The 24,341-nt window shown below is 62.5% G+C and carries 22 protein-coding genes; 9 read left to right on the top strand and 13 right to left on the bottom strand.

All coding sequences use genetic code 11. The features are described from left to right. The coding region (locus tag RTQ46_RS09405) for a pyrimidine/purine nucleotide monophosphate nucleosidase domain-containing protein (protein ID WP_312436104.1) at positions 1-704 on the top strand (704 nt) is incomplete at its 5' end. A gap of 241 nt (positions 705-945) precedes the next feature. Further along, positions 946-2,145 carry a PAS domain-containing protein gene (locus tag RTQ46_RS09400; RefSeq protein WP_312436103.1) on the top strand — a complete coding sequence of 400 codons (1,200 nt, stop codon included), beginning with the start codon at positions 946-948 and terminating at the stop codon, positions 2,143-2,145. Between the two features lie 82 nt (positions 2,146-2,227). On the opposite strand, the gene lysS is transcribed toward RTQ46_RS09400, so the two are convergent. The 4 genes from lysS to RTQ46_RS09380 form a co-directional block, all read right to left on the bottom strand. After that, the gene (lysS, locus tag RTQ46_RS09395) at positions 2,228-3,757 is read right to left on the bottom strand and encodes a lysine--tRNA ligase (protein ID WP_312436102.1); all 1,530 of its coding nucleotides are present in this window, start codon (positions 3,755-3,757) and stop codon (positions 2,228-2,230) included. Between the two features lie 22 nt (positions 3,758-3,779). Further along, positions 3,780-4,460 carry an HAD family phosphatase gene (locus tag RTQ46_RS09390; RefSeq protein WP_312436101.1) on the bottom strand — a complete coding sequence of 227 codons (681 nt, stop codon included), beginning with the start codon at positions 4,458-4,460 and terminating at the stop codon, positions 3,780-3,782. A 3-nt stretch (positions 4,461-4,463) separates the two neighbouring features. Further along, positions 4,464-5,568 (bottom strand): peptide chain release factor 2 gene (prfB, locus tag RTQ46_RS09385; RefSeq protein WP_312436100.1). Its coding sequence is split into 2 segments (ribosomal slippage): positions 4,464-5,486 and positions 5,488-5,568, totalling 1,104 coding nucleotides; the frame shifts between segments, so codons are not numbered across the junction. A gap of 286 nt (positions 5,569-5,854) precedes the next feature. After that, a complete protein-coding gene (locus tag RTQ46_RS09380; protein WP_312436099.1) occupies positions 5,855-6,832 on the bottom strand; it encodes a hypothetical protein in 978 nt (325 codons plus the stop codon). 105 nt (positions 6,833-6,937) lie between these two features. Here RTQ46_RS09380 and RTQ46_RS09375 point away from each other — a divergent pair, with 105 nt between their 5' ends. Both RTQ46_RS09375 and RTQ46_RS09370 read left to right on the top strand, forming a co-directional pair. Beyond that, the gene (locus RTQ46_RS09375; protein WP_312436098.1) at positions 6,938-8,950 is read left to right on the top strand and encodes a bifunctional 2',3'-cyclic-nucleotide 2'-phosphodiesterase/3'-nucleotidase; all 2,013 of its coding nucleotides are present in this window, start codon (positions 6,938-6,940) and stop codon (positions 8,948-8,950) included. Then, positions 8,947-9,450: a sel1 repeat family protein gene (locus tag RTQ46_RS09370; protein ID WP_312436097.1), complete on the top strand. Its 504-nt coding sequence runs from the start codon at positions 8,947-8,949 to the stop codon at positions 9,448-9,450. The genes RTQ46_RS09375 and RTQ46_RS09370 overlap by 4 nt, the downstream gene beginning before the upstream one ends. Here RTQ46_RS09370 and RTQ46_RS09365 read toward each other — a convergent pair. Both RTQ46_RS09365 and RTQ46_RS09360 read right to left on the bottom strand, forming a co-directional pair. Further along, entirely contained in the window at positions 9,447-9,848 is a 402-nt protein-coding gene (locus tag RTQ46_RS09365; protein WP_312436096.1) for a hypothetical protein, read from the bottom strand. The genes RTQ46_RS09370 and RTQ46_RS09365 overlap by 4 nt on opposite strands. A gap of 27 nt (positions 9,849-9,875) precedes the next feature. Beyond that, positions 9,876-10,625: a hypothetical protein gene (locus tag RTQ46_RS09360; RefSeq protein WP_312436095.1), complete on the bottom strand. Its 750-nt coding sequence runs from the start codon at positions 10,623-10,625 to the stop codon at positions 9,876-9,878. Positions 10,626-11,157: 532 nt separating this feature from the next. Between RTQ46_RS09360 and RTQ46_RS09355 the strand changes: the two genes are divergently transcribed. The 4 genes from RTQ46_RS09355 (at position 11,158) to RTQ46_RS09340 (ending at position 16,007) form a co-directional block, all read left to right on the top strand. After that, a complete protein-coding gene (locus RTQ46_RS09355) occupies positions 11,158-12,315 on the top strand; it encodes an ABC transporter substrate-binding protein (RefSeq protein ID WP_312436094.1) in 1,158 nt (385 codons plus the stop codon). Positions 12,316-12,435: 120 nt separating this feature from the next. Further along, positions 12,436-13,326 (top strand): branched-chain amino acid ABC transporter permease, encoded by an 891-nt coding sequence (locus RTQ46_RS09350; protein ID WP_312436093.1) that lies wholly within the window; start codon positions 12,436-12,438, stop codon positions 13,324-13,326. A gap of 7 nt (positions 13,327-13,333) precedes the next feature. After that, positions 13,334-15,274 carry a branched-chain amino acid ABC transporter ATP-binding protein/permease gene (locus RTQ46_RS09345; RefSeq protein ID WP_312436092.1) on the top strand — a complete coding sequence of 647 codons (1,941 nt, stop codon included), beginning with the start codon at positions 13,334-13,336 and terminating at the stop codon, positions 15,272-15,274. Positions 15,275-15,284: 10 nt separating this feature from the next. Then, positions 15,285-16,007 carry an ABC transporter ATP-binding protein gene (locus tag RTQ46_RS09340; protein ID WP_312436091.1) on the top strand — a complete coding sequence of 241 codons (723 nt, stop codon included), beginning with the start codon at positions 15,285-15,287 and terminating at the stop codon, positions 16,005-16,007. Here the strand turns inward: RTQ46_RS09340 and RTQ46_RS09335 are convergent. Next, positions 15,986-16,633, bottom strand: a complete 648-nt coding sequence (locus RTQ46_RS09335) for a hypothetical protein (RefSeq protein ID WP_312436090.1) — start codon at positions 16,631-16,633, stop codon at positions 15,986-15,988. The two genes, RTQ46_RS09340 and RTQ46_RS09335, sit on opposite strands and share 22 nt — an antisense overlap. A gap of 232 nt (positions 16,634-16,865) precedes the next feature. On the opposite strand from RTQ46_RS09335, the gene RTQ46_RS09330 reads away from it, so the two are divergent. Further along, entirely contained in the window at positions 16,866-18,944 is a 2,079-nt protein-coding gene (locus tag RTQ46_RS09330) for a TonB-dependent receptor domain-containing protein (RefSeq protein WP_312436089.1), read from the top strand. Positions 18,945-18,947: 3 nt separating this feature from the next. Here the strand turns inward: RTQ46_RS09330 and RTQ46_RS09325 are convergent, their stop codons facing one another. From RTQ46_RS09325 to RTQ46_RS09300, 6 genes are all read right to left on the bottom strand, one after another. Continuing rightward, a complete protein-coding gene (locus tag RTQ46_RS09325; protein WP_312436088.1) occupies positions 18,948-19,268 on the bottom strand; it encodes a DUF2288 domain-containing protein in 321 nt (106 codons plus the stop codon). A 48-nt stretch (positions 19,269-19,316) separates the two neighbouring features. Continuing rightward, on the bottom strand, positions 19,317-20,015 hold the full coding sequence (locus RTQ46_RS09320; RefSeq protein WP_312436087.1) for an RES family NAD+ phosphorylase: 699 nt from the start codon (positions 20,013-20,015) through the stop codon (positions 19,317-19,319). 2 nt (positions 20,016-20,017) lie between these two features. After that, positions 20,018-20,455, bottom strand: a complete 438-nt coding sequence (locus tag RTQ46_RS09315; RefSeq protein WP_312436086.1) for an antitoxin Xre/MbcA/ParS toxin-binding domain-containing protein — start codon at positions 20,453-20,455, stop codon at positions 20,018-20,020. Between the two features lie 88 nt (positions 20,456-20,543). Further along, a complete protein-coding gene (locus RTQ46_RS09310) occupies positions 20,544-21,119 on the bottom strand; it encodes an RDD family protein (RefSeq protein ID WP_312436085.1) in 576 nt (191 codons plus the stop codon). Positions 21,120-21,236: 117 nt separating this feature from the next. Further along, positions 21,237-22,937, bottom strand: a complete 1,701-nt coding sequence (gene recJ, locus RTQ46_RS09305) for a single-stranded-DNA-specific exonuclease RecJ (RefSeq protein ID WP_312436084.1) — start codon at positions 22,935-22,937, stop codon at positions 21,237-21,239. Continuing rightward, positions 22,934-23,986 carry a hypothetical protein gene (locus tag RTQ46_RS09300; RefSeq protein WP_312436083.1) on the bottom strand — a complete coding sequence of 351 codons (1,053 nt, stop codon included), beginning with the start codon at positions 23,984-23,986 and terminating at the stop codon, positions 22,934-22,936. The genes recJ and RTQ46_RS09300 overlap by 4 nt, the downstream gene beginning before the upstream one ends. Between the last annotated feature and the right edge of the window lie 355 nt (positions 23,987-24,341).

The raw sequence follows: 24,341 nt of genomic DNA, 5'->3' as shown, positions 1-24,341 counted from the left end.
CCGCCGAGTCGCCGAACCCGATCGTCAACCACCTGGTGATCATGCCGGACATCGAAAAACGCCTGGAGGCGTTCGTGCGCGCCGGCCACGGTATCGTGGTGTTCCCGGGCGGGGCAGGCACGGCCGAAGAGATCCTGTATATCCTGGGCATCCTGCTGCATCCGGACAATGCCGAGATTCCGTTCCCGCTGATCTTCACGGGGCCGGAAACCTCGCGCGAATATTTTGTGCAGATCAACCAGTTCATCCACGACACGCTGGGTCCGGAAGCGCAGCAGCGCTACAAGATCATTATCGACGACCCGGAACTGGTGGCGCGTGAAATGCTCGAAGGCATCAAGCAGGTGCGCGAATACCGCAAGGCGCACAGCGACGCGTATTATTTCAACTGGCTGTTGAAGATCGACCACGAATTCCAGAAGCCGTTCCACCCGACCCATGAAAACATGCGGAACCTGAGCCTGCACAAGAACCAGGCCAAGCACCTGCTGGCGGCCCAGCTGCGCCGCGCGTTCTCGGGCGTGGTGGCCGGCAACGTCAAGGACGACGGCATCCGCTCGATCGAAAAATACGGCAACTTCGAGATCCACGGCGACAAGGACATCATGGGGCCGATGGACGCGCTGCTGGCCTCGTTCGTGGCGCAGCACCGCATGAAGCTGGCGGGGACGGCTTACGTGCCGTGTTATACCGTGGTGCAGTAAAAACACCGCCCTGTCCGCGGCTCCCATCCGTACGGGCAGGGCGCCAGCATGCTTCCTGCCTGCAGGCGCGCACCCGCTGCGCGCTATCCCTCCCTCTTGCTCCGGCGCACCATTGCCCGCCCGCCTGCGCCCTCTGCCTGGAGATGTTATGATTCGCGCACTAAAAGTTTCCTGCGGGAAGCAAAATAGGTAAAATTACAAGATTGCATGCGCGATCGTTTTTCAATAACAGAGAATTTTTATGTGGCCTTTTTCAACCAACTCCACTGCGGCGATGGCGCAGGCGGAACTGCAGGCCGTGTGCCAGCAACTGGACCTTGCACGAGCCGATGCGGCTCGCCTCGCTGATGATAATATGCACCTGATGGATCGCTTCGACCTGGTGCGCGGCGCTACCTCCGACGGCTTGTGGGACATGGAAGTGAACCAGTCCGATCCCGGCAACGAAAACAATGTGTTCTGGTGGTCCGATCAGTTCCGCGCCTTGCTCGGTTATCGCAGCGAGAGCGATTTCCCCAACGTGCTGGGCAGCTGGTCGCGCCTGCTGCACCCCGACGATTTCGCTCCGACCATGACGGCGTTCGGCAAGAGCCTGGGCGACCGGACCGGACGCACCGCCTACGACGTGCGTTACCGCCTGAAATGCCGCGACGGCGAATATCGCTGGTTTGCCGCCAAGGGAAAAATCCTGCGCGATGACGATGGCACGGCGCAGCGCATTGCCGGTTCGCTGACCAGCATTGAAACGCAGCTTGCCAAAGAGCGCGAGCTGGAAAAAACGCTGGTGCGTTTCGAATTGTCGGGCGATATGATCAATGACGGTTTGTACGACGTTGAAATCGTCGCTGGCGATCCGATCAATCCGAACAACGTGTTCTGGTGGTCGCCGCAGTTCCGCAGCCTGCTCGGCTATCAAAGCGAGCAGGAGTTTCCGAATGTGATGGATTCCTGGGCCTCGCGCCTGCACCCGGAAGACAGCGAACAGAGCCTGGGCGGCTTCATGGCCCATCTCAATGACCGCAGCAGCGGCGAGCCATTCACGGTGGTGCAGCGGGTGCGCTGCGCTGACAACGAATACCGCTGGTTTCGGGTCAAAGGGCAGACCAGGCGCGACGCCAACGGCTATCCTTTGCGCTCGGTCGGCGCATTGACCGACATTCACTCGCAAAAGCTGGCCGAAGAGGCCAAGGAACGGCAGGTCGCCTACCAGGCCAGGCTGGAAGCGAGCCTGAAGGATATCGGCAGGATCGTCGAGACGATCGAGCTGATCGCGCGGCAGACCAATCTGATTGCGCTCAATGCCGCCATCGAGGCAGCCCGTGCCGGCAACGCGGGCCGCGGCTTTTCGGTGATCGCCGGCGAGGTGCGGCAGTTATCGTCGCGCACGACGGAGGCGACCGCCGAAGTGTCGCGGATTCAGCGGGCGCTGGCCGAGGCCTGATTGATTGCCGCGCGGCACCGGGCATGAAAAAAGCCGCCGGATCGCGCGATCCGGCGGCTTTTTTATCGGCCAGCGATGGCGATTACTCTTCGCGGCGCAGGTGCGGGAACAGCAGCACGTCGCGGATATTCGGCGAGTCCGTGATGATCATCATCAGGCGGTCGATGCCGATGCCGCAGCCGCCGGCTGGCGGCATGCCGTATTCGAGCGCGCGGATATAGTCGGCGTCGTAGAACATCGCCTCTTCATCGCCGGCGTCCTTGGCGGCCACTTGCGCCAGAAAGCGGGCCGACTGGTCTTCGGCGTCGTTCAGCTCCGAGAAGCCATTGGCGATCTCGCGGCCGACCATGAACAGCTCGAAGCGCTCGGTGATGCCGGCCACCGTGTCGGAAGCGCGCGCCAGCGGCGATACTTCGGCCGGATAGTCGATGATATAGGTCGGTTCCCACAGCTGGGCTTCGGCCGTCTCTTCGAACAGCGCCAGTTGCAGCGCGCCGAGACCTGCGGTGGCGAACGGTTTCACGCCGAATTTCTTCAGTTCTTCCTTGATGAATTCCGCATCGGCCAGCTGCTCCGCAGTATAGTGCGGCGCGTACTTGTTGATGGCGCCGACGATGGTCATGCGGTGGAACGGCTTGGCCAGGTCCAGCTCGCGCCCGCCATAGGTCAAAGTAGCCGTGCCGTGCGCGTCGATGGCGGCCTGGCGGATCACGGCTTCGGTGAAGTCCATCAGCCATTTGTAGTCGGTATAGGCCGCGTAGAATTCCATCATCGTGAATTCCGGGTTGTGACGGATCGACACGCCTTCATTGCGGAAGTTGCGGTTGATCTCGAACACGCGGTCAAAGCCGCCCACCACCAGGCGCTTCAGGTACAGCTCGGGAGCGATACGCAGGTACATTTCCATGTCCAGCGCATTGTGGTGCGTGACGAACGGCTTGGCTGCCGCGCCGCCGGGGATGGTGTGCAGCATCGGCGTTTCCACTTCCATGAACTCGTTCTTTTCCATGAAGCGGCGGATCGACGAGATGGCGGCGGTACGGGCCTTGAAGGTGCGGCGCGTCTCTTCGTTCATGATCAGGTCGACGTAGCGCTGGCGGTATTTCGTTTCCTGGTCGGCCAGGCCGTGGAACTTGTCCGGCAGCGGGCGCAGCGACTTGGTGATCAGGCGCAGTTCGGTGACCTTGATGGTCAGCTCGTCGGTCTTGGTCTTGAACAGCGTGCCCGTCACGCCCAGGATATCGCCCAGGTCATAGTGGTGCAGCGCGGCCATCGCCGCTTCGCCGGTGAGGTCCAGCGTGGCGTAGATCTGGATGCGGCCATCGGCCTTCGGGCCCGAAGCATCCTGCAACGTGGCGAAAGCGGCCTTCTTGCCCGCTTCGCGCTTGAGCATCATGCGCCCGGCCAGCACCACCTTGACAGGTTCGGCTTCCAGCTCTTCGCGCGTCTTCGTGCCGTATTGTGCGTGCAGATCGGCCGCCTTGTGTTCAGGGCGGAAATCGTTCGGGAAGGCGATGCCTTGTTCGCGCAGTGCGGCCAGCTTGACGCGGCGCTCGGCGATGATCTTGTTTTCATCGGGGGCGGCGGCTTGTTCTTGGATGTCCGTGGTCATGATTGAGGTCTGTTCTTGTTGATTAAATGGGGGTTGCCATGGCTGACGTGCTGGCAAACAGCGCGTCGAGATCGAGTTCGCTGAAGTTGGCGGCGATGCGGATCACATTGTCGAATTCGGCAAACGCCGAGGCGGGCAGGGTAGTGGTCAGCACCACCGCGCGCATGCCGGCGCGGCGTGCCGCTTCCACGCCCAGCGGCGCGTCTTCGAAGACGATGCAGTTCTCGGGCCGCGCGCCGACTTTTTCGGCGCCCGCCAGGAAAACATCGGGGTTCGGCTTGCCGCGCGCTACATCGCCGGCGCCGACAATGGCGTCGAACTTGCTGCGCAAGTCCAGCCCGTCGAGCGTGAAGACGATGTTTTCATTCGGCGCGGCAGTGCCCACCACCAGCTTGACGCCGGCGGCGGCTGCCCTGGCGATCAGCGCGTCGAAACCCGGCACGGTGGCCAGGTGCGGCGCATACAGCTCGCGGTACAGGGCTTCTTTCTCGGCGTTCAGGCTGACATGGTCGACATCGTCGCCCAGGTAGCTGCGCATGATTTCATGGCCCTGGCGTCCTGCCGTGTCGAGGAAAAACGCGTCCGGGTCGATCACCTGGCCGCGGCGCTCGAAAAACGCCAGCCACGACTTGGTGTGGAAGGCCATGTTGTCGACGATGGTGCCGTCCATGTCGAAGATCAGTGCACGCTGAGAATTGGTCATGCTTTACACGCCTTGTTTCAGGGAAGCGGAAATGAAGTCGTCGATGTCGCCATCGAGCACGCCCTTGGTGTTGCCCGTCTCGAAGCCGGTACGCAAGTCCTTGATGCGGGACTGGTCCAGCACGTAGGAGCGGATCTGGTGGCCCCAGCCCACGTCGGTCTTCGAGTCTTCCAGCTTCTGCTGTTCGCTCATGCGCTTGCGCAGTTCATGTTCGTACAGCTTGGCTTTCAGCATTTCCATCGCTTCGGCGCGGTTGCGGTGCTGCGAACGGTCGTTCTGGCACTGCACCACGATGCCGGTCGGCGCATGCGTCATGCGGACGGCCGAGTCGGTTTTATTGATGTGCTGACCACCAGCGCCCGACGCGCGGTAGGTGTCGACGCGGATATCGGCCGGGTTGACATCGATCTCGATCGAATCGTCGACTTCCGGATACACGAACAGCGACGTGAACGAGGTATGGCGGCCATTGGCCGAGTCGAACGGCGACTTGCGCACCAGGCGGTGCACGCCCGTTTCCGTGCGCAGGAAACCGTAGGCGTGATCGCCCTCGACTTTCAGCGTGGCGGTCTTGATGCCGGCGACCTCGCCGTCGGACTGCTCCAGGATTTCAACTTTAAAACCCTTGCGTTCGCAATAGCGCAGGTACTGGCGCAGCAGCATCGAGGCCCAGTCCTGGGCTTCGGTACCGCCGGCGCCGGCCTGGATGTCGATAAAGCAGTTGTTCGGGTCCATCGGATTGTTGAACATCCGGCGGAACTCCATGCTTTCGATAACCTTGCGGATTTCCTCCACGTCGCCTTCGATCGCTTCAAGCGTCTCGTCGTCGCCTTCTTCGCGGGCCATGGCGAACAGGTCAGCCGTGTCGCGCAGGTCGGCGTCGGCCTTGGTCAGCGTAAAGACAATGGCTTCCAGCGCCTTTTTCTCTTTGCCGAGATCCTGGGCGCGCTTGGGATCGTTCCAGACGGTAGGGTCTTCCAGTTCTTCGTTGACTTGCTCTAGTTTCTCCGACTTGACAGTGAAGTCAAAGATACCTCCGAAGTTCGGCTTCGCGGACCGTCAGGTCGGAGAGCAGGGCGGAGATGATATTGATGCGTTCGGCTTCCATGATCTTGGTCTTTTAGTAGTGTAATCAAACCTTGGATTATACCCTAGAGCATGCCGAAGCCGGCCGTCGAAGTGCGGGGCGCGAGAATTAAGCTTGCTGGGAAGAGGAGGACGTGCGCCAGATTGCAAGGCGACAGGCGTGATGCATGCGCAGCAGTCCAGGCCATGCTTTGCTGACACGCGGCGCGCCAGCGTCAACAGCGTGCATGGAGGCGTATGAGGCGCGTGCTGCGGCATACGCCGCAGGCCTGCGCGGCGGGGTCAGATAGTTTCTTTGGTTGCCAGTTTCATGGTGCAACTCCTTGGTATGGCGACATGGTGTCCTTGACAATCACCAGTGTATACCCCTGGCCGGGCAAAAGCAATTTGCCCGGCGTGGCCAGTACCCAACGCATATAGCCATCGGTATCGACGACGGGATCATCATTCGGCATTTCAATGCTGTCGTTCATGAAACGGATATGGTAGCCATTGCTGACCCGTGTCTTGATGACGGCGCCGTTGATAAAGCGCGTCAGCGTGGCATTGATAAACGGTTCGCTGTGCACGTTCTGCTCGGTACGGAAGGCGCGTTCCAGGCGCGCACCGCCCGTATCGGGATTGATGTGGTCAAGCAGGTTGAGGGTCAGCTTCCTGGCGCGCGGATTATCGGCCAGCGGCTGAAAATCATACGTTTCGAATTTCTTGTCGTTGATGCGCAGCCACAGCAGCGTGGTCGCGCCGTCGCCTTCGATGGTCTGGACAAAGACGGGATTGCTGCGGCCCGGTGCGAGCAAGATATCGGTTTTCAAGGTATTGCTGACGCTGCCCCGGCCATCGGCCCCGATGTCGATATCGTATTGAATCTGGAAGTCAGTGAAGTGGTAGTCCGCCTTGCTGTCGATATAGCGCCTTTCCAGCAACCCTGTGGGCCGCGGATAGCGCAGCGGCAGCGACCTGGAGAAGATCGCCTCGGTAATCAGGCGCCAGTTTTTCAGCAGCAGGGGTTCGTCGTCGATATGTGCGGGATTGTAAATGGCCGCCATGATAATTTCACGAAAGATGGCCGAAAACTGCACCGATTTGAGGATGACGGAAAAGACGCCGGCAATCACGATGGTGCGCCCCAGATCGGTCAGGTAGGGCGCAATATTGACCTTGAAAATAATAATGTCGCGCGTGCTGGCAAAAAACAGCAAGCTGCCCAGTATCAGGAAGGACAGCGCCGGATTGGCGGCGATTGCCTTGACTACGGCCGTATCGATGAACTTTCGATAGAGATCCATCGTCACACTCCTGTCGCTGTGAGGCCTGCGGTTGCCATGCGCACCGATTGCGCGCCGCAGGAGCGGCGCGTATGATGGCCAGTTTTACTTATTCTGCCCCTGCCCATGTCGACTGCCTTGCGCCTGCTCATCCTTCCCATCGCTCCCGTCCTGCTGGCTGCCTGCAGCACCTTGCCGGCCCCCACTGCGGCCGGCAGTACCGCCACCCTGGCCCTGCTCGAGACGACGGATCTGCACGCCAATGTGCTCAGCTATGACTACTACAAGCTGCAGGACGAGCCGTCGATCGGGCTGGAACGCACGGCGGCGCTGATCGCCCAGGCGCGCAGCGAATTTCCGAACAACCTGCTGCTGGACAATGGCGACACGATCCAGGGTACGGCGCTGGCCGACTATCAGGCACTGGTGAAACCGCTGGCCTGCGGCCAGACGCTGGCGATCTACAAGGCGATGAATCTGCTGAAGGTCGACGGTGGCGGTATCGGCAACCATGAATTCAATTACGGCCTGGCATTCCTGAGCCAGGTGACGGGCAACCAGTTCGACGTCGACAGCGTCGATGCGGCAAAACCGCGCTGCGCGGGGCCGCAGTTCCCGCAGGTGCTGGCCAACGTCTATAGCGTGAAAAGCGGCAAGCCGCTGTTCGCGCCGTATCACATCATCGACAAGAAAATTACGGCGACAGGCGCCGACGGCAAGACCATCACCAGCACCGTCAAGGTCGGCATCATCAGCTTTGCGCCGCCGACCATCATGTCGTGGGACAAGCGCTGGCTGGAAGGCCGCGTGTACACGCAGGGCGTGCGCGAGACGGCGGAAAAATTCATCCCCGAGATGCGCGCCAGGGGCGCCGAACTGGTGGTGGCCATTTCGCACGGCGGCCTGGACAACAGCCCCTACTCGCCGACCATGGAAAACGGCAATTATTACCTGTCGCAGGTGCCGGGCGTGGACGCCATGCTGATCGGCCACTCGCACCAGCTGTTCCCGAATGCCGCCAGCACCGTGCCGCAGTTCAATCTGCCGGGCGTCGACAAGACCCGTGGCCTGGTCAATGGCGTGCCGACCGTGTTGGCCAATCTGTGGGGCAAGCACCTGGGCGTGATCGGCCTGCATCTGCGCCACGACGGCAGGCAGTGGGTAATCGACAAGGCGCAAACCACGGTCGAAGCGCGCGGCATCCAGAACGCGGACAAGAGCTATGTCCAGCCTGACGCGGCGATCGCGCAACTGGTGGCGGCAGAACACGCGGCCACCATCGCCTATGTGCAGACGCCGGTCGGATCCACGGATTTCCGCATGTCGACCTATTTTGCCGATGTGGGCGACATCAGTGCCATCGAAGTGGTGAACCAGGCGCAAGCGGGCTACCTGGCCAGCTATGTAAAAGCCAACCTGCCGCAGTACGCCAGCCTGCCGGTGCTGTCGATGTCGTCACCGTTCAAGAGCGGCTCGGCCGGCGTGACCGACTATACGGATGTGAAGGCCGGCAATGTGGCGCTGAACAATGCGGCCGACCTGTACCTGTATCCGAATGCGCTGTACGGCGTGAAGATGACGGGCGCGGAACTGAAGGCCTGGCTGGAGCACTCGGCGCAGCGCTTCAATACCATCGACCCGGGCAAGGCTGCGCCGCAGGAACTGATCAATACCGCGCACCCGAGCTACAACTTCGACACCATCACCAGCCAGGACGTCAGCTACGAGATCGACGTGACGCAGCCGCCGGGCCAGCGCATCAAGGGCTTGCGCTACCAGGGCAAGCCGGTGGATGCACAACAGGAGTTCCTGATCGCCACCAATAACTACCGCGCCAGCGGCGGCGGCAACTTTCCTGGCCTTGACGGCAGCAAGACCGTGCTCGCTTCGCCCGACAACAACCGCGAACTGCTGATCGCCCATGTGGCACAGCAGAAAAACCTGACGCGCGCAGCCAATGGCGCGGCGCGCAGCTGGCGCTTTGCCAAGGTCGCCACCAGGGGACCGGTGGTGTTTCATACTGCGCCGGACATGATCGAACTGGCGAAGGCCGCCGGCATCGACAATGTCACGCAGCTGAAAGCCGACGATGGGGCCGGCAAGGGCTTTGCGCTGTACCAGATCGACCTGGCGAAGTGAAGCTGAAAGCTTTTTTCATCGCTGCGCTGCTGGCTGTTGCCTGCTGCGCGCAAGCGCAGGAGGGCGTGGCCACTACGGTGGCGCAGGCCAAGGTGCTGATGCGTTCAGGCGGCGCCGGCGCGGTGCAGGCGCGCACGCTGTTCGAGGCCGCGGCGCGCCAGGGAAGCGGTGCGGCCGCGTATTACCTGGGGCTGATGGCCAAGAATGGCATCGGAGGCGCGCAGGACAATGCCGCCGCCTTGCGCTGGCTGGAACTGGCGGCACAGCGCCAGGTGGCGCCAGCCATGTTCATTGCCGCCAACCTGCTGCAGGGGCGGGATGCGCGGCAGGCCCGTTACTGGTTGGACAGCGCCTGCGCGCTGGAGTATCCGGAAGCGCTGATGCAAAAAGCCATCGCCCTCAATGACGGGACGATGGGCTATGCGGCGGACCCGGAACAGGCGGCCTTGTATCTCAAAATGGCCGAGCATGCGATGGGGCATCGGCAGCCGGAGCCTTAAGAGTGCAGCGATCTGGCCGCCTTGACCATGGCCAGCGGGTCGCGTGACAGGATCGCCGCCCCCAGTTCCACCAGGCGGGTGGCCGTGGTGATATGGTGCTTGAGGTCTGTGACTTTTTTCAGGTTCTGCCTGGCATGCGCGATGGCGTCATTGATTTCGGCGATCGGTGCCTGCGCTGCCTGGCCCAGCAAATAAATGCCGTAGGCGCGAAACAGGATTACCATCTGGTCGAGCTGGTTCTCCAACTGTTCCAGCCGGTCTTCATCGGCGTGCTCGTCGCCCGGCTTCGCTGCCAGCCGCAACGCAATACGCAGCTCGAGTATCAAACTCGATGCCTGTGCCAGGCCATCGGCGATTTCATAGGTCAGTTCCCTGCCGAGTTTGCTTGCATCGTTCATGCTGTTCTCCTGGCGAGATGAGACGGTTTACCAGCGCACCGGTGCATAAAATGCCGCCTGCCGCTGCAGCGCCGCGACCTGCTGCCGGAATTGTTCCAACTGCTGTTTCAGGGCGGGCTCCTGCATGCTGTCCAGGTTGGCGCGCAAGGACGCCAGGCTGGCCTGCATGCCATCGATCGCGCGCACATAATATTCATCGGCCAGTTTTTGCCGCTCGGCGAGTTGCTTGCCTTCCATGTACAGGCGGGTGTCGATGTAGTTGGCTGCCAGCGGTTCGGTGCGCGCCGTGCCGGCCACATAGGTGCGCAGCAGCGCCAGGTCGCGCGCCTCGGTACCGAGGCCGGCGCTGTAGGTGCGTTGCGCGTACTCCTTCAGCAAGTCGGTGGCGGCGTGGACTTCATCCTGCCTGGCCAGCAGATCGCGCAAGGTGGCCTTTTGCCGCCGCTGCGTCATCTGGCTGGCCAAAAACTGTCCCAGCCTGACCGCAACCGACAGCTTGCCCTCGTCAAAGACGGGCGTTCCGCTGCCGGGCCGCTGTAGGCTGCCCAGCGCCTCGCCCAGACTATTGCTTTCCGCTGAAAAACTTCTCAGGTCGCCGTTCGCTGCTGCGGCAATGCTGTTGGCGTAGGCCAGCACGATCTCGTTGATGGCGTTGATGGCCGCTACCTGCGCACTGGTGGGGAGGATGGGTGCGCAAGTTGCCGCCGCTGCCTGCTCGTTCGCTGCCGCGTCGAATGCTTTGCTCAGCAATATCTGTTTGCGCATGCTGTTGGCCATGCAGCTGTCATGCGTGCCTGACAGCATCGGTGGCAAGACCGCGGATAGTTTTGCTGTTTCGGCGGCGAACATGCGCGCTGGTTCAAGCTTCGTGCTGGCACATCCGCTCGCCAGCAAGGCGAGCAGCAGGCCGGCCAGACAAGTGCGGACGGAGTAAGCGGCAAGGCGTTGCATATCACCTCCTGCGGGTGGACAGGCTGGCGCGGATGCGTCGGCCACAGCTGACCTTAGCAGTTTGGATCAGTTCGCAATTGACGAAGATCATGGTCGCGCGCGGCGTTTTCAAGGAAATTTGCGTTATGCGAATGCATGTTCCGGCAAGTCATGCGCGCCGCATTTGCGCCATATATTGCTTACAAAATACTGACAATGTTGTCGTTATTTCGCGTTTTCCCCATGCTGCGTCGCGTCATACGTAGTTGTTGCTGGTACCAAATTACTAACCTACAATGATTTATCGATGGGGCGGTTTTCCAGCGTACGACTATAAAAATAAGTGGTTCAAAAACGTTGTATCAGAGGAGATGACAAAATGAAGTTCAAACAGAAATTGCTGGTAGCAAGTTTGGTGTTGGGTTTCTCGCAAGCGGCTGTGGCAGCCGACCCCATCAAGATCGGCGTGTCCGGTCCGTTCACTGGCGGCTCGGCGCCGATGGGCGTGTCGATGCGCGACGGCGTCAAGCTGGCCGTGGCGGAAATCAATGCCAAGGGCGGCGTACTGGGCCGCTCGCTGCTGCTGATCGAGCGCGATGACGAAGCGAAAAACGAACGCGGCGTGCAGATCGCCCAGGAACTGATCAACAAGGAAAAAGTCGCCGCCACCGTTGGCTATATCAACACCGGCGTGGCACTGGCCTCGCAGCGCTTCTACCAGGAAGCCAAGATTCCCGTGATGAACAATGTGGCCACCGGCTCGATCGTCACCAAACAGTTTGCCGACCAGCCTGAAAACTATATCTTCCGCAATGCCGCCAGCGACCAGATCCAGTCGCACATGATCGTCGAGGAAGCCGTCACGCGCCGCAACTTCAAGAAAGTGGCGATCCTGGCCGACTCCACCAACTACGGCCAGCTGGGCCGCGAAGACCTGGAAAAAGCACTCGACAAGAAGGGCCTGAAAGCCGTGGCGGTCGAGAAATACAATATCAAGGACGTCGACATGACGGCCCAGCTGCTCAAAGCCAAGCAGGCCGGCGCCGAAGTGGTGCTGACCTACGGTATCGGCCCGGAACTGGCGCAGATCGCCAACGGCATGGAAAAACTGGGCTGGAAAGTGCCGCTGATCGGCAGCTGGACGCTGGCCATGGGCAATTTCATCGACAACGCCGGCAAGAACGGCAACGGTACGCGCATGCCGCAAACCTTTATCCAGGATGCCAGCACGCCGAAGCGCAAGGCCTTTATCGACGCCTATGTCGCCACCTACAAGCCGTCGGGTGGCCGCATGCCGTCGGCCGTGTCGGCCGCACAAGGCTACGATTCGATCTACCTGCTGGCCGCCGCCATCAAGCAGGCCGGCGGCACGGACGGCCCGAAAGTGCGCGCCGCGCTGGAAAACCTGACGGAAAAAGTGGAAGGCGCCGTCACCACCTACGACAAGCCGTTCAGCAAGACCGACCATGAGGCGATCACCGCCGACCTGACGGTGTTTGGCGAAGTCAAGGATGGCAAAGTGGTTCAGGCGAAATAAGCACGCCCGATTCTGACTTGCCCTGTGGCCAGCGCTGAGTGACTCCCCGAGAGGCTCCAGCCTGGCCATTCTTTTGTCGTCCGTCGGCAGCTAGTTTCCTGCCGCCACCCGGGGAATACCATGGAAATCTTCCTGCAGCTCGTCTTCAGCGGCGTAGCACTGGGCATGATTTATGCCGTCATCGCCTTCGGTTATCAACTCACGTTTGCCACCTCCGGCACGCTCAATTTCGGCCAGGGCGAATCCCTGATGCTCGGTGCGCTGGTCGGCCTGTCGCTGGTGGGCAGCATCCACGGCGGCCCCTACATGAGCTACCTGCTGATGATCCCCGTCGTGATCGCCTTCGGCGCGCTGCAGGGCGTGTTCGTCGAGTGGATCGGCGTGCGGCCCGCGATCAGGATCAAGTCCGAATTCGGCTGGATCATGTCGACCATCGCGCTGGCCATCATCTTCAAGAACGTGGCCGAAAACATCTGGGGCAAGGATGACCTGATGTTTCCGTCACCGCTCAGTTCGGCGCCGTTCCAGGTCTTTGGCGCCAATGTGCAGCAGATGCAGGTGGCCGTGATTATCGGCGCGCTGGCCATCATGCTGGCCGTCGAGCTGTTCAACCGCAAGTCGATCTATGGCAAGGCCGTGGTGGCCACCGCCAACGACCGCGATGCGGCCGGCCTGATGGGCATCAACACGGGCATGGTGATCACGTTTTCCTACGCCTTGTCGTCCGCCACGGCCGCATTTGCCGGCGTGCTGGTGGCGCCCCTGACCCTGACCGGCGCCACCATGGGCGCCTCGCTGGGCCTGAAAGCGTTTGCGGTGGCGATTATCGGCGGGCTGACCTCGGGCATGGGCGCGATTGTCGGCGGCCTGATCCTGGGCATTGCCGAGACCACCACCGGCTACTACATCTCCACCGGCTACAAGGAAGTGCCGGGCCTGCTCCTGCTGCTGCTGGTGCTGGCCATCAAGCCGTCCGGCCTGTTCGGCAAAGCCGCGATCAAGAAAGTCTGAGGAGCATATGAACAACATCACCAAGCTGGCGCTGAGCGTGCTGGGATTGGCCGTGCTCGCGCTGTTCCCGGTCGTCATTCCCAATCCTTACTATATCCACCTGGCAGAAACCATCCTGATCTACGCCATCCTGCTGTTCGGCCTCGATATCGTGGTCGGCTATACGGGCCAGGTGTCGCTGGGCCACGCCGGCTTGTTCGGCATCGGCTCGTATGCCACCGGCGCGCTGGTGTTCAAGCTGGGCCTGCCGTTCTGGCTGGCCATGCCGGCCAGTATCGCGGGTGCGGCCCTGTTCGGCGCCATCCTGGCCTTGCCGGCCCTGCGCGTGACCGGCCCGTACCTGGCCATGGTGACGCTGGCGTTCGGCACCATCGTGCAAATCCTGATCAATGAAATGAGCTTCCTGACGGAAGGCCCGATGGGCATCAAGATCCACAAGCCGTCGCTGTTCGGCCATAAATTGTCCGAGGTCGAGTATTACTATATGGTGGCGGTGCTGATGGTGGTCTCCCTGATTGTCGTGCACCGCATCCTGAAATCGAACCTGGGACGCGCGTTCGAGGCGCTGCGCGACAGCCCGATCGCGTCCGACTGCATGGGCGTGTCGGTGTACCGCTACAAGGTCTACGCGTTCGTCATCAGCGCCGGTTTTGCGGGACTGGCCGGCAGCCTGTATGCCTATTCGGAAGAATATATTTCACCGAATACCTACAACTTCGAGCCGACGATTTTGTTCCTGCTGGCCGTGATCATGGGTGGCCGCAAGACCCGCTCGGGTTCGCTGATCGGCGCGCTGATCGTCGTCATGCTGCCCAGCTTGCTCTCGGACATCGAGCTGTTCCGCAAGATCGCGGTGGCGGCCGCGGTGCTGGGCGTGATCGGCTCGGCATTCATGCTGGCGAAAAAGCGCAGCACCGTGCGCGGCGTGATCGTGCCGGTGGTCGCCACCATCGGCCTGGCTGCGTTTTCCTACAAGCTCGACAATATGGTCGACTGGCGCCTGACCATCTTCGGTCTGATGACCCTGTTTGTCGTGTACTACCTGCAGGACGGCATCGTCGGCTTTCTGATGAGCTTTGTCGGCAAGGGCCGGCGCCATGTGCAGGCCGTCGCGTCCAGCGGCGTGGCGCCGTTCGATCACGCGCAGGGCGGACAGCAGGGCGCGACCTTGCTGCGCGTCGAGCAGGCATTGATGCAGTTTGGCGGCCTGAAAGCGCTGAACCAGGTCGACCTGAATGTCACCCAGGGCTCCGTGCATGGCCTGATCGGGCCGAACGGCTCGGGCAAGAGCACCATGATGAATGTGCTGACCGGCATCTACAAGCCGACCGCCGGCAAGGTGGAGTTCGCCGGCGCCGTGATCTCGGGCCGCACGCCGTCAGAAATCGCGCTCGGCGGCGTGGCGCGCACGTTCCAGAACGTGCAGCTGTTCGGCGAGATGACGGCCACCGAAAACGTGCTGGTGGGCCTGCACAACACCTTCCGCTCGAATGTGCTGGACGTGATGCTGCACACGCCGCGCTACAAGCGCGAGGAAAAGGCGGCGCGCGCGCGGGCCGCCAGCATCCTCGAATTCGTCGGCCTGGCGGACTTGGCCAACGAGGAAGCGCGCAACCTGCCATACGGCAAGCAGCGGCTGCTGGAAATCGGCCGCGCGCTGGGCTTGAATCCGCGCCTGCTGCTGCTCGACGAGCCGGCCGCCGGCCTGACGGCGCCCGATATCAAGGAGCTGATGGCGATTATCCGCAAGATCCGCGAGCACGGCATCACGATTATCCTGATCGAGCACCATATGGACGTGGTGATGGCCCTGTCGGATGTGGTCACCGTGCTGGACTTCGGCCAGAAGATCGCCGAGGGCGTTCCGAGCGCGGTGCAGAGCGATCCGAAAGTGATCGAAGCCTACCTGGGCGGCAGCGAAGAAACCCTGTCCACCGCAAAGCATTGAGAGGAACACCATGCTGACCATCAATAATTTGCACGCCGCCTACGGCAAAGTCGAAGTCCTGCACGGTATTTCGCTCGACGTGCCGAAGGGCAAGCTGGTGACCCTGATCGGCTCGAACGGCGCCGGCAAGACCACCACCATGCGCGCCATCTCGGGCATGATCAAGCCCAAATCGGGCAGCGTGACCCTGGGTGGCAAGGACGTGACGGGCCTCGATTCGCATAAAATCGCGCGCGCCGGCCTGGCCCATTCGCCGGAAGGGCGGCGCGTGTTTGCCTCGATGTCGGTCACCGACAACCTCCTGCTGGGCGCGTTTCCCCGCTTTACGCGGGCGCGGCCCAAGGGCAATATCAAACATGACCTGGAAAAGGCGCTGGAGCTGTTTCCGCGCCTGAAGGAGCGCCAGCACCAGCTGGCAGGCACCCTGTCCGGCGGCGAGCAGCAGATGCTGGCGATGGCGCGCGCCGTGATGCTCAATCCGGAAGTGATTTTGCTGGACGAACCGTCGATGGGCCTGGCGCCGATCCTGGTGGAAGAGGTATTCAGGATCATCACCCGCCTGAAGGGAGAGGGCGTGACCATGCTGCTGGTCGAGCAGTTTGCCGCCGCGGCGCTCAATGTGGCCGATTATGGCTACGTACTGGAAAACGGCAGCATTTCCGTGCATGGGCCGGCCGAGAGCCTGAAAACCGACCCGAAGGTGATTGCCGCTTACCTGGGCGGCGGGCACTGAGCAAACCGCTGCGCGAAGCGGGCATCGGGTGCGTGCAGCAGCAACACGCACTGCAGCGACGGCGCGGGTTCAAGGAACAGGGTGTAGCCGTTGCCGAAAATCGCCCGCCCGGCCAGCGTGCGGGTCCACCTCACTGTGGTGGATGCCGCCGTGATGCGCGTATAGGTGACGACGTTGTCGTCTATGTCATATTGCGCCTCGAACGGCGCCAGCGCACGCGCGCTGTTCAGCTGCCTGGCGGCGATGCGCCGCGCGATCGCCCGCCAGAGCCGTTGCCACGGCTGCCGTTGCCAGACAATCACGCGCGGCACCAGCACCAGCAGGACCAGCAGCGTAGCGAACAAGGCCATGCAGGCGAGGTCAAGCCGATAGCCATGCAGAAGCAGGCCGCCGTTCGCCGCAAAGGCCAGGGCGATCGGCAGGCCGATGGCGCTGCCCCACACGATAACGGCATGCAGCCTGGGCGAGCGCGCAAACGCCTCGTGCATCTGCCGCTCGCTGGCCTGCAGGCGCTGTTCGACGCCGCCGCGGAGCCGGTTCTCCAGCAGCCTGGCAAGAAAGATCTGTTCCAGTTCTGGCGCCATGCGGTCGATGGCGGCCGCATCGATCAGCGTGCGCAGTCGCAAAGTAGGGGTATCCGGCTTGGTTGGCATGCAAAATCAGTTGGCTGTAATAGAGTGGCTGCCATGTTAAACGATAGACCATGTTTCTGCGCACACCCGCTGCAGCAGACGGGCGGAAAAACTGGCTTTGGCTTGTCAAATCCTCTACACTGCGCCCTTCCTCACGCAGTGTAGATCGGCTTTCATGTGCAGCAATTTCAGGTATGCTCCTTTTGGTTTTCTGCTGCTGTCCAGCATGGTGCACGCCGACGATGGCGTGCTGCAAAAAGTGGAAGTATCCGCCGCCAGCGGCGCGGCGCAGCGCGAGAGCGACACGGCCGCCCGGATCATTGTCGGCCGCGATGAGATTGGCCGGTATGGTGACAACAACCTGGCCGCCGTGCTGAAGCGCCAGCCCGGCGTATCGGTGGCCGGCAATGAGGTGCGCATGCGCGGGCTGGGTGCCGGCTACACGCAAATCCTGATCAATGGCGATGCTGCGCCACCGGGTTTTTCGATTGAATCGATCGCGCCCGAGATGATCGAACGCATCGAGATCCTGCGCAGCGCCACGGCCGAATACAGCATGCAGGCGGTGGCCGGCAGCATCAACCTGGTGCTGCGCAAGGGCGCCAGTGGCTTGGACCGCGAATGGAAACTGGGCACGGGACGGAGCGACGGGCGCTGGAACCCATCCGCCTCGCTGCGCATCGCCGGCAAGTCGGACGGCTTTGCCTATGCGCTGACGGGCGCGCTGGACCGCAGCGCCGACGACACTTCCCCGGCCACCGCCGAACGCACCACTGCGCCCTCGGGCGAGCCGCAAGGCCTGCGCCGCAGCCAGGCGCGCAATGCGGCGTCCGTCAACAAGGCCAGCCTGACGCCACGTTTGAACTGGACGCTGGCCAATGGCGATACGCTGACATGGCTCAGCTTGCTGGACTGGTATCACACGGACTTTGCAGGCACAGCCACTGAAACCGTGGCGCTGGGGCCGGCCAGCGCCTATCCGCGCAACCGCGTCGCCTCGCAGGCGCGCATTTTCTCGGCGCGCAGCGATATCAGCTGGGTGCATGCGTTTGGCGCGGCCGGCCAGCTGACCGGCAAGCTGGGCGTCAATCACAACCGGCGCGATACCGATTATGCATTTCATGGCAGCGGCGGCGATGGCGCGCCGCTGCTGCTGCGCGCCGTGGTGTCCGACGCCATCGACGACAGCGTGACCAGTACCGGCAAATACCTGGCGCGGCTGGGAGCAGGACATGCCCTGAGCTTGGGCTGGGACGGCAGCGCGATCCGCCGCAGCGAGGCGCGCCACCAGCGCGACACGTTTTATGCCGGTGGCCTGCCGTATGCACTCGACGAAGACTATACGGCCGATGTCGGCCGCCTGGCCCTTTTCGCCCAGGATGAATGGGACGTGACGCCGCAGCTGCAGATGTACGCGGGCGTGCGCCGGGAAGGCCTGCGCACCGCCACCGAAGGGCGCACCTTGCCGCAAGTGCGCACGCGCGCCAGCGTCTGGAGTCCGGTGGCGCAGCTGTTGTGGAAGCTGCCGCGCAGCCAGCGCGACCAGTTGCGGCTGGCGCTGGCGCGCACCTACAAGGCGCCCACCACGCGCAACCTGGTGCCGCGCCGTTACACCGTCAATAACGCCAATGGCCCGAACAATCCCGATTTCCAGGGCAATCCCACGCTGCGCCCTGAGCTGGCGTGGGGCCTGGACGCGGCATATGAACATTACTTCGGCAAGAGCGGCGTGGCCAGCGTCTCGGCGTTTGCGCGCCGCATCAGCGACGTGACGCTGCAGCACTTGTATGTGCAGGACGGCGTCTGGATCGCCACGCCGTTCAATCACGGCCAGGCGCAGGTGCGCGGCATCGAGATGGATCTGAAGTTCCCGCTGCGCACCTGGTTGTCTGGTGCACCCGAGATCGACCTGCGCGCCAACGCGGCGCGCAGCTGGTCGAGTGTTGACGCCGTGCCGGGGCCGGGCAACCGGCTGGCCAGCCAGGTGCCGGCCACCTTGAACCTGGGATTTGACTATCGGCTGTCGCCGGTGGCCAGCATGGGAGGCAATCTGAATCTGCAGACGGGCGGATGGGCGCGCCTCGACGCCCGGTCCTCCAGCTACGCAGGCGTGCGGCGCACGGTGGATGCCTTTGCTCTATGGCAGCCCGATGGCAAAACGCGGGTACGGCTGTCGCTGGCCAACCTGCTGCACCAGAAGCAGGAACAGGGACAGTCGTATGCCGACGCACAAGGCGCCAGCGACAGCATGACGGCCACGCCGGGCAGTGCGCTGCTGCGGCTGATGCTTGAGCGCAGCCTGTAGAGGTCAATGCCTGGTGGGCTTTTCCTGCTGCACCAGGATGAAGGGGCTGACCACCACCGCCCATAGCGACGCATCGGCCGCCTGCCAGTCCAGCGCCTGCTGGTCCGAGACCTTGGCCAGCTGGCCGTCGGCCATCCACTGCGTGATGGTGATCTTGTCGTCGTGCGAGATGCGCACCGCCACCTCGACCAGGTCGAGTTCGTTGGCGATCCATACCACATTGCCTTGTGCAAAATGCTTTTCCAGCTCGCGCCACGGCAGGCGGGCCGTTTCGCTGTTGACTTTGAGGCGCAGGTCGGTATCTTTTTCGGGGTTGGTTTGCATGCGAATAATCTGGTTGAATAGGTAAGATGCCTGGCCTGGGCCGAGACGTCAGAGCGTCTCGACGCGCGGCACGGGCGTACCCTGCCATGTTAACCGATAGGCCGCGCCTTTGCGAACATTGCCGACCAGGGCAGGGCGAAAGCAGGCCAGGTTGGTGCCGGCCGCGCGCCGCGTGCTGGGAAAGATCACGCCCATCGAACCGGCTTCGAGCAGGGCGGCCGCCAGTTCCTGCGAAGCGATATAGCTGGCCGGGTCCAGGCAGGCCTGGAAGCGTGGCTGGCCGCGCAGGTCGTGGAAGGTGGCGGAAAAATCGGCCAGCAGCGACTGGTAGCTGACGCTGTCGGTGAAATAATCGATCTCCTGGTATTCGACCGTCTTGTGGAAGATGATCTCGGCCAGCGCCGTCTCCATGTCGAACGCGCAATACCATGCGCCCCGTTCGCCATCGTTGAAACGCGCCCCTTCCGGCCTTGCATAGGTGAAGGCGGCGTTGATGATGCGAAAGTGCGGCACGCCAAAAACCAGCTCGTCCACGCCAATTCCTGGCGCACCGCCGTACTCGGCTACCAGGCGCGCATTGGTCGCATTGTCCAGTTCGAACAGCTCGGCCAGGTGGCCGTCGTCCTCGGCCAACGGCGCCAGCACCGAGTCTTCCATGTCGGCAAAGCGCGACGGGATCAAACGGCAGGTATCGATCTGGCGCAGCGCCGAGCGGGGCGGCAGGCCGTCATGCTGTGAGCGCGCCACGCTTACAGTCCGCCGCGCCGTGCATCGAGCAGCTTGCGCACCGTCTGCATCGCCAAGAGGCCACCGGCCAGCATTTGCGACAACGGCGTGCGGCCGCCAAAGATGGCATTCTTGTTCGGCAGGCTGACCCATTCATCGGCCAGCTGGTCGCCGTACAGGATATGCAGCGCCTTGTAAATGCCGAGCAGATAGGAGATGCGCGTGATGCGGTCCACTTCCAGCACCCGGTCCGGGTTCTTCTTCCACTCGTACCAGGCGCTGCTCGACAAGCCGCCCAGCAGCTCGCGCGCATCGTCGTCGCGCAGCTTCCAGGCGGCGGCCAGTTTGAAAAATCCTTTCAGCGCCGCCTGCGACAAGCGCTCGCGCTCGGCCTTGGCGTTCAGGTCTACCAGCACCGCCGGTTCAAAGCGGCTCTTCGGATAAGCATAGGCAAGATTCATGATCGCTCCTTATATGGATTAATAGTACTCCATTTTTGGAAAATTGACAGGATGCGTGGCAATGGTGTGTGACGTGATGCGGCTTGGTTCAGGGCGCCGGACTCGCTAACGCAGCTTCCCTGGCCGCCAGCGAGTGCGCTTTGACTACAACGGTGCCTGCCATGAAATCCTGCTGCCCGCGACGCTTTTTATTAAGCAAGAGGCAGATGAACTCGCCATACAACCAAAGCTGCATGACAAGCCCGGTCACCCTGGACCAACTGGGCTGCAAGCGCGCCAGTTCCGCCAATATCTGGGGCGTACTCAGGGAAAAGTAGGCTGCTTCGTCGATGTGCAAGCTGCCAATAATGCCGCCAATCGCGGCAAGTGTGCTCAGCACAAGCAATACGCTGTAGCGAATGGCTGCGGCCTTGAGCGTCACCGGAGCATGGTCGAGCATGCGGATACGCAGCTTGAATGCCAGTAGCCCTGGCGTGCCACCCCAGCGCTTGACGAGATAAATATTGTAGGCCACGTTGATTGCGATGCTTGGTATCAGCCAATACATCAGGAAAAACTGGCTCTTGGGCAGACCCCAATACACCACAGTGGCCACGACAGGAAGCATGAGCACTACATCGACAACAAACGCGCCCAGCCGGCGCCAGAATCCCCCGTATTCCATATGCCACCTCCAGGTAAGCGGCAACCGGCGGCTGCCTGACTTACTTGATACACTTTTACTCAGGGGAAATGTTGGCTATTGCGATCGGGATTGAGTTGCGGCAATAAGCGGCCTGGATCAGGCCGGCTCCGCATGCTCCACCATCAGCTGCACCTTGGTCGTGCCATTGTATTCATTTGCATCGAGCCGGAACGCGACGCGCGTGCGTTCGCCCAGCGCATCGGTATGGCCGAACCAGATGGCGTCGAAACGCACGCCGTTCTTTTCCAGCAGCAGTTTCAGGTGGCGTTCCTTCAAAATGCGCTGGCTGACGACGCGAAATTCGTCGCAGAACACGGGCGGGGCAAAGCCCTGGCCCCACACCTGGCCGTCCATCAGTTCGATAAACGCCGTGGTGTAATAGGCGTCTTCCAGCGGGCCGTCCGTTTCCACCACGCGTTCGAGCTGCTGCTGGCTGAGCCAGGCCTGGCCCACCGCTTCGAACGCCCTGGAAAAGGCGTCGAACGCATCGGCGCGGATGGTAAGGCCCGCCGCCATCGCGTGGCCGCCGAATTTGTCGATCAGGCTGGGCGCACGCTTGGAGACCAGGTCGAGCGCGTCGCGCAGGTGAAAACCGGGGATCGAGCGGCCCGAGCCTTTGATCCAGCCATCGGCGCCCGGCGCAAACGTGATGGTCGGGCGGTAGAATTTTTCCTTCAGGCGCGAGGCCACGATGCCGATCACGCCCTGGTGCCAGGATGCGTCGAACACGCTGATGGTGCTGCTGCTGGCCGGTTCAAAATGATCGAGGTGCAGCAGCGCCGCGTCCTGCATTTCCGCTTCGATCTCGCGCCGTTTGATGTTGATGTCGTTCAGCTGCTGGGCCAGCGCCCAGGCGCGGCCCTCGTCGTCGGTGATCAGGCATTCGATGCCGAGCGACATGTCCTGCAGGCGGCCGGCCGCATTCAGGCGCGGTCCCAGCGCAAAGCCCAGGTCGAACGGCGTGGCGCTGCGCGCTTCGCGCCCGGCCACGCGGAACAGCGCCGCCACGCCCGCATGCATGTGACCCTTGCGCATGCGTTTCAAGCCCTGCGCGACCAGGATGCGGTTGTTTGTGTCGAGCCGTACCACGTCGGCCACCGTGCCCAGCGCCACCAGGTCGAGCAGGTTGTCGAGTTTGGGTTGTGGCGTGCTCTCGAACGCGCCGCGCCGGCGCAGTTCCGCGCGCAAGGCCAGCAGCACATAGAACATCACGCCCACGCCGGCCAGGTGCTTCGACGGAAAACCGCAGGCGGGCTGGTTCGGATTGACGATGACGGCGGCGTCAGGCAGCGTGTCGGCCGGCAGGTGATGGTCGGTGACGACCACCTGGATGCCGCGCCGGTTCGCTTCGGCCACGCCGTCGATGCTGGCGATGCCGTTGTCGACCGTGATGATGATGTCGGGCGACTTTTCGCGCGCCGTCAGCTCCACGAACTCGGGCGTCAGGCGATAGCCGTACTCAAAACGGTTCGGCACGATAAAGTCGACATTGGCGCCCATCGCGCGCAGGCCGCGCAGGGCCACGGCGCAGGCGGTGGCGCCGTCGCAGTCGTAGTCGGCGACGATCACCATGCGCTTGCCGGCGGCAATCGCGTCGGCCAGGAACACGCCGGCCGCGTCGATATGCAGCAGCCCGGCCGGCGGGATCAGCGCCGTCAGTTCGCTCGACAGTTCGGCCGCGTCGGACAGGCCGCGCGACGCATACAGCCGCGCCAGCACAGGGTGGACGCCGCCCTGGCGCAGCAGTTCGGATTCGCGGTAAGGGCAGTGGCGGGTGGCGATGCGGGTACGGGTCATGATGAGGTCAACTTGTTCAGGGAAATCGTGCGCCAGAATCTGCGCTGGGCATTGCGCGTGGTAGTGCAGTCGAGCCAGGCGTCGCGGTGGCTCAGCACCAGGCGCAGCTGGCCCAGGCGGCCATCCTTCAATGCCGCCAGCAGTGGCGCGAACCACAGCTGTTCCAGTTCCTGCATCTGCAGCAGCCAGGTGCCCCAGTCCTGCGCCTGCGCCGATTCGATCAGGCCGGCGTGCAGCACCAGCGCATCGGCGCCGCCGGCAAGGATGGCGGCGGGCGCCACGTCGCGCCGGCCCGGTTCGGCCAGCGCCGCCAGCCAGCCCGGTGCGGCGCTCACGTGCAGGGCGCCGGCGCAGGTGGCGGGTTTGGCCCGGGCTTCGGCGGCGCCCCACAGCCAGTAGGAATTGACGGGTTTCAGGCCGCGCGCCTCGCGGTCTTCATTGATGGCGTGTTCATGCCACAGCATCTGCACCTCGTTTTGCAGCCGGCGCGAGGCGCGCGCGTGCTCGCCTTCGGGCATCCAGTCAGCCAGGTTCTGGCTGGTGGCGGCATCCGGCGTGGCGCAGCGCAGGTCGCTCCAGCCATCGGCGCGCATGAACCAGGTGTGGGCGTCGCCGTAAGACAGCGGCTGGCCCAGGTCGTCAAAATACGGGCGCGCCAGCGCGAACAGGGCGCGGCTGTCGGCATCCGACAGCGACAGCTGGCGCGCGTCGTGCATGGTCAGGTGCTTGCGGGCGATCTCGATATGGATGGGCTGCACCAGGAAATAGCGCGCGCCAGGTTCCGTCGGCAGGCCATAGCCGCGCATGGCGGCGGCGGCGAACGGCGCCTGCGCATCGTCGCCGGTGGCCGGCGGCGCCAGCTCCAGTGCATGCGCCAGCCATGCTTCGTGCGGCAGCACGCGGGTGGCGCTGTCGAATTCAAGCAGGCTGGAAGCGGCGGTGCGCGAGATCAGCGCTGCCAGCGACGGGGTTTGCAGCGCTTTGATCAGGTCGCCTGCCAGTGCGGCGAGGGGAAGGGCGTAGGGAAGAACGAGGGTAAGTTGATTCATGCCGAGATTGTAGGCCATTGTGGCGCCGCGCGAGAAGCGCGGCAGCAATTCTTGCGGCACGGCCTTGCAGAATACGACATCTTGCTATTTCGCCATTTGTCAAGATGGTCACCTTAATTCCCTGGAATGCAACGGTAATTATCAATCTCCCTATAAAATTATCAAAAAACAATTCTCTTGGCGAAATAATTCAAATATAATTGCGATAACTTAAATGTAATACAAACAATCATCCCAGATCGCATGATTGTGTTGCTTGGCCCACGTATCCCCTGACAATGCATGCAGATGTGGCCGGCTTCAGGTTTTCATTATCAGTACACTTTCTTGGAGCCCCACATCATGTCGCATACCT

It is taken from the genome of Janthinobacterium sp., from assembly GCF_031995485.1.
Classification (GTDB): Bacteria; Pseudomonadota; Gammaproteobacteria; order Burkholderiales; family Burkholderiaceae_D; genus Janthinobacterium.
This window is presented reverse-complemented; position numbering and strand designations above follow the sequence as displayed.

Bases quoted from the DNA above. Each gene is read 5' to 3' on its own strand.
- RTQ46_RS09330 (WP_312436089.1), top strand. From the start codon at position 16,866: ATGGTGCACGCCGACGATGGCGTGCTGCAAAAAGTGGAAGTATCCGCC.
- RTQ46_RS09350 (WP_312436093.1), top strand. From the start codon at position 12,436: ATGGAAATCTTCCTGCAGCTCGTCTTCAGCGGCGTAGCACTGGGCATG.
- recJ (WP_312436084.1), bottom strand. From the start codon at position 22,937: ATGACCCGTACCCGCATCGCCACCCGCCACTGCCCTTACCGCGAATCC.
- RTQ46_RS09360 (WP_312436095.1), bottom strand. From the start codon at position 10,625: ATGGCCAACAGCATGCGCAAACAGATATTGCTGAGCAAAGCATTCGAC.
- RTQ46_RS09345 (WP_312436092.1), top strand. From the start codon at position 13,334: ATGAACAACATCACCAAGCTGGCGCTGAGCGTGCTGGGATTGGCCGTG.
- RTQ46_RS09355 (WP_312436094.1), top strand. From the start codon at position 11,158: ATGAAGTTCAAACAGAAATTGCTGGTAGCAAGTTTGGTGTTGGGTTTC.
- RTQ46_RS09365 (WP_312436096.1), bottom strand. From the start codon at position 9,848: ATGAACGATGCAAGCAAACTCGGCAGGGAACTGACCTATGAAATCGCC.
- RTQ46_RS09380 (WP_312436099.1), bottom strand. From the start codon at position 6,832: ATGGATCTCTATCGAAAGTTCATCGATACGGCCGTAGTCAAGGCAATC.
- RTQ46_RS09310 (WP_312436085.1), bottom strand. From the start codon at position 21,119: ATGGAATACGGGGGATTCTGGCGCCGGCTGGGCGCGTTTGTTGTCGAT.
- RTQ46_RS09390 (WP_312436101.1), bottom strand. From the start codon at position 4,460: ATGACCAATTCTCAGCGTGCACTGATCTTCGACATGGACGGCACCATC.
- lysS (WP_312436102.1), bottom strand. From the start codon at position 3,757: ATGACCACGGACATCCAAGAACAAGCCGCCGCCCCCGATGAAAACAAG.
- RTQ46_RS09300 (WP_312436083.1), bottom strand. From the start codon at position 23,986: ATGAATCAACTTACCCTCGTTCTTCCCTACGCCCTTCCCCTCGCCGCA.
- RTQ46_RS09325 (WP_312436088.1), bottom strand. From the start codon at position 19,268: ATGCAAACCAACCCCGAAAAAGATACCGACCTGCGCCTCAAAGTCAAC.
- RTQ46_RS09315 (WP_312436086.1), bottom strand. From the start codon at position 20,455: ATGAATCTTGCCTATGCTTATCCGAAGAGCCGCTTTGAACCGGCGGTG.
- RTQ46_RS09375 (WP_312436098.1), top strand. From the start codon at position 6,938: ATGTCGACTGCCTTGCGCCTGCTCATCCTTCCCATCGCTCCCGTCCTG.
- RTQ46_RS09400 (WP_312436103.1), top strand. From the start codon at position 946: ATGTGGCCTTTTTCAACCAACTCCACTGCGGCGATGGCGCAGGCGGAA.
- RTQ46_RS09340 (WP_312436091.1), top strand. From the start codon at position 15,285: ATGCTGACCATCAATAATTTGCACGCCGCCTACGGCAAAGTCGAAGTC.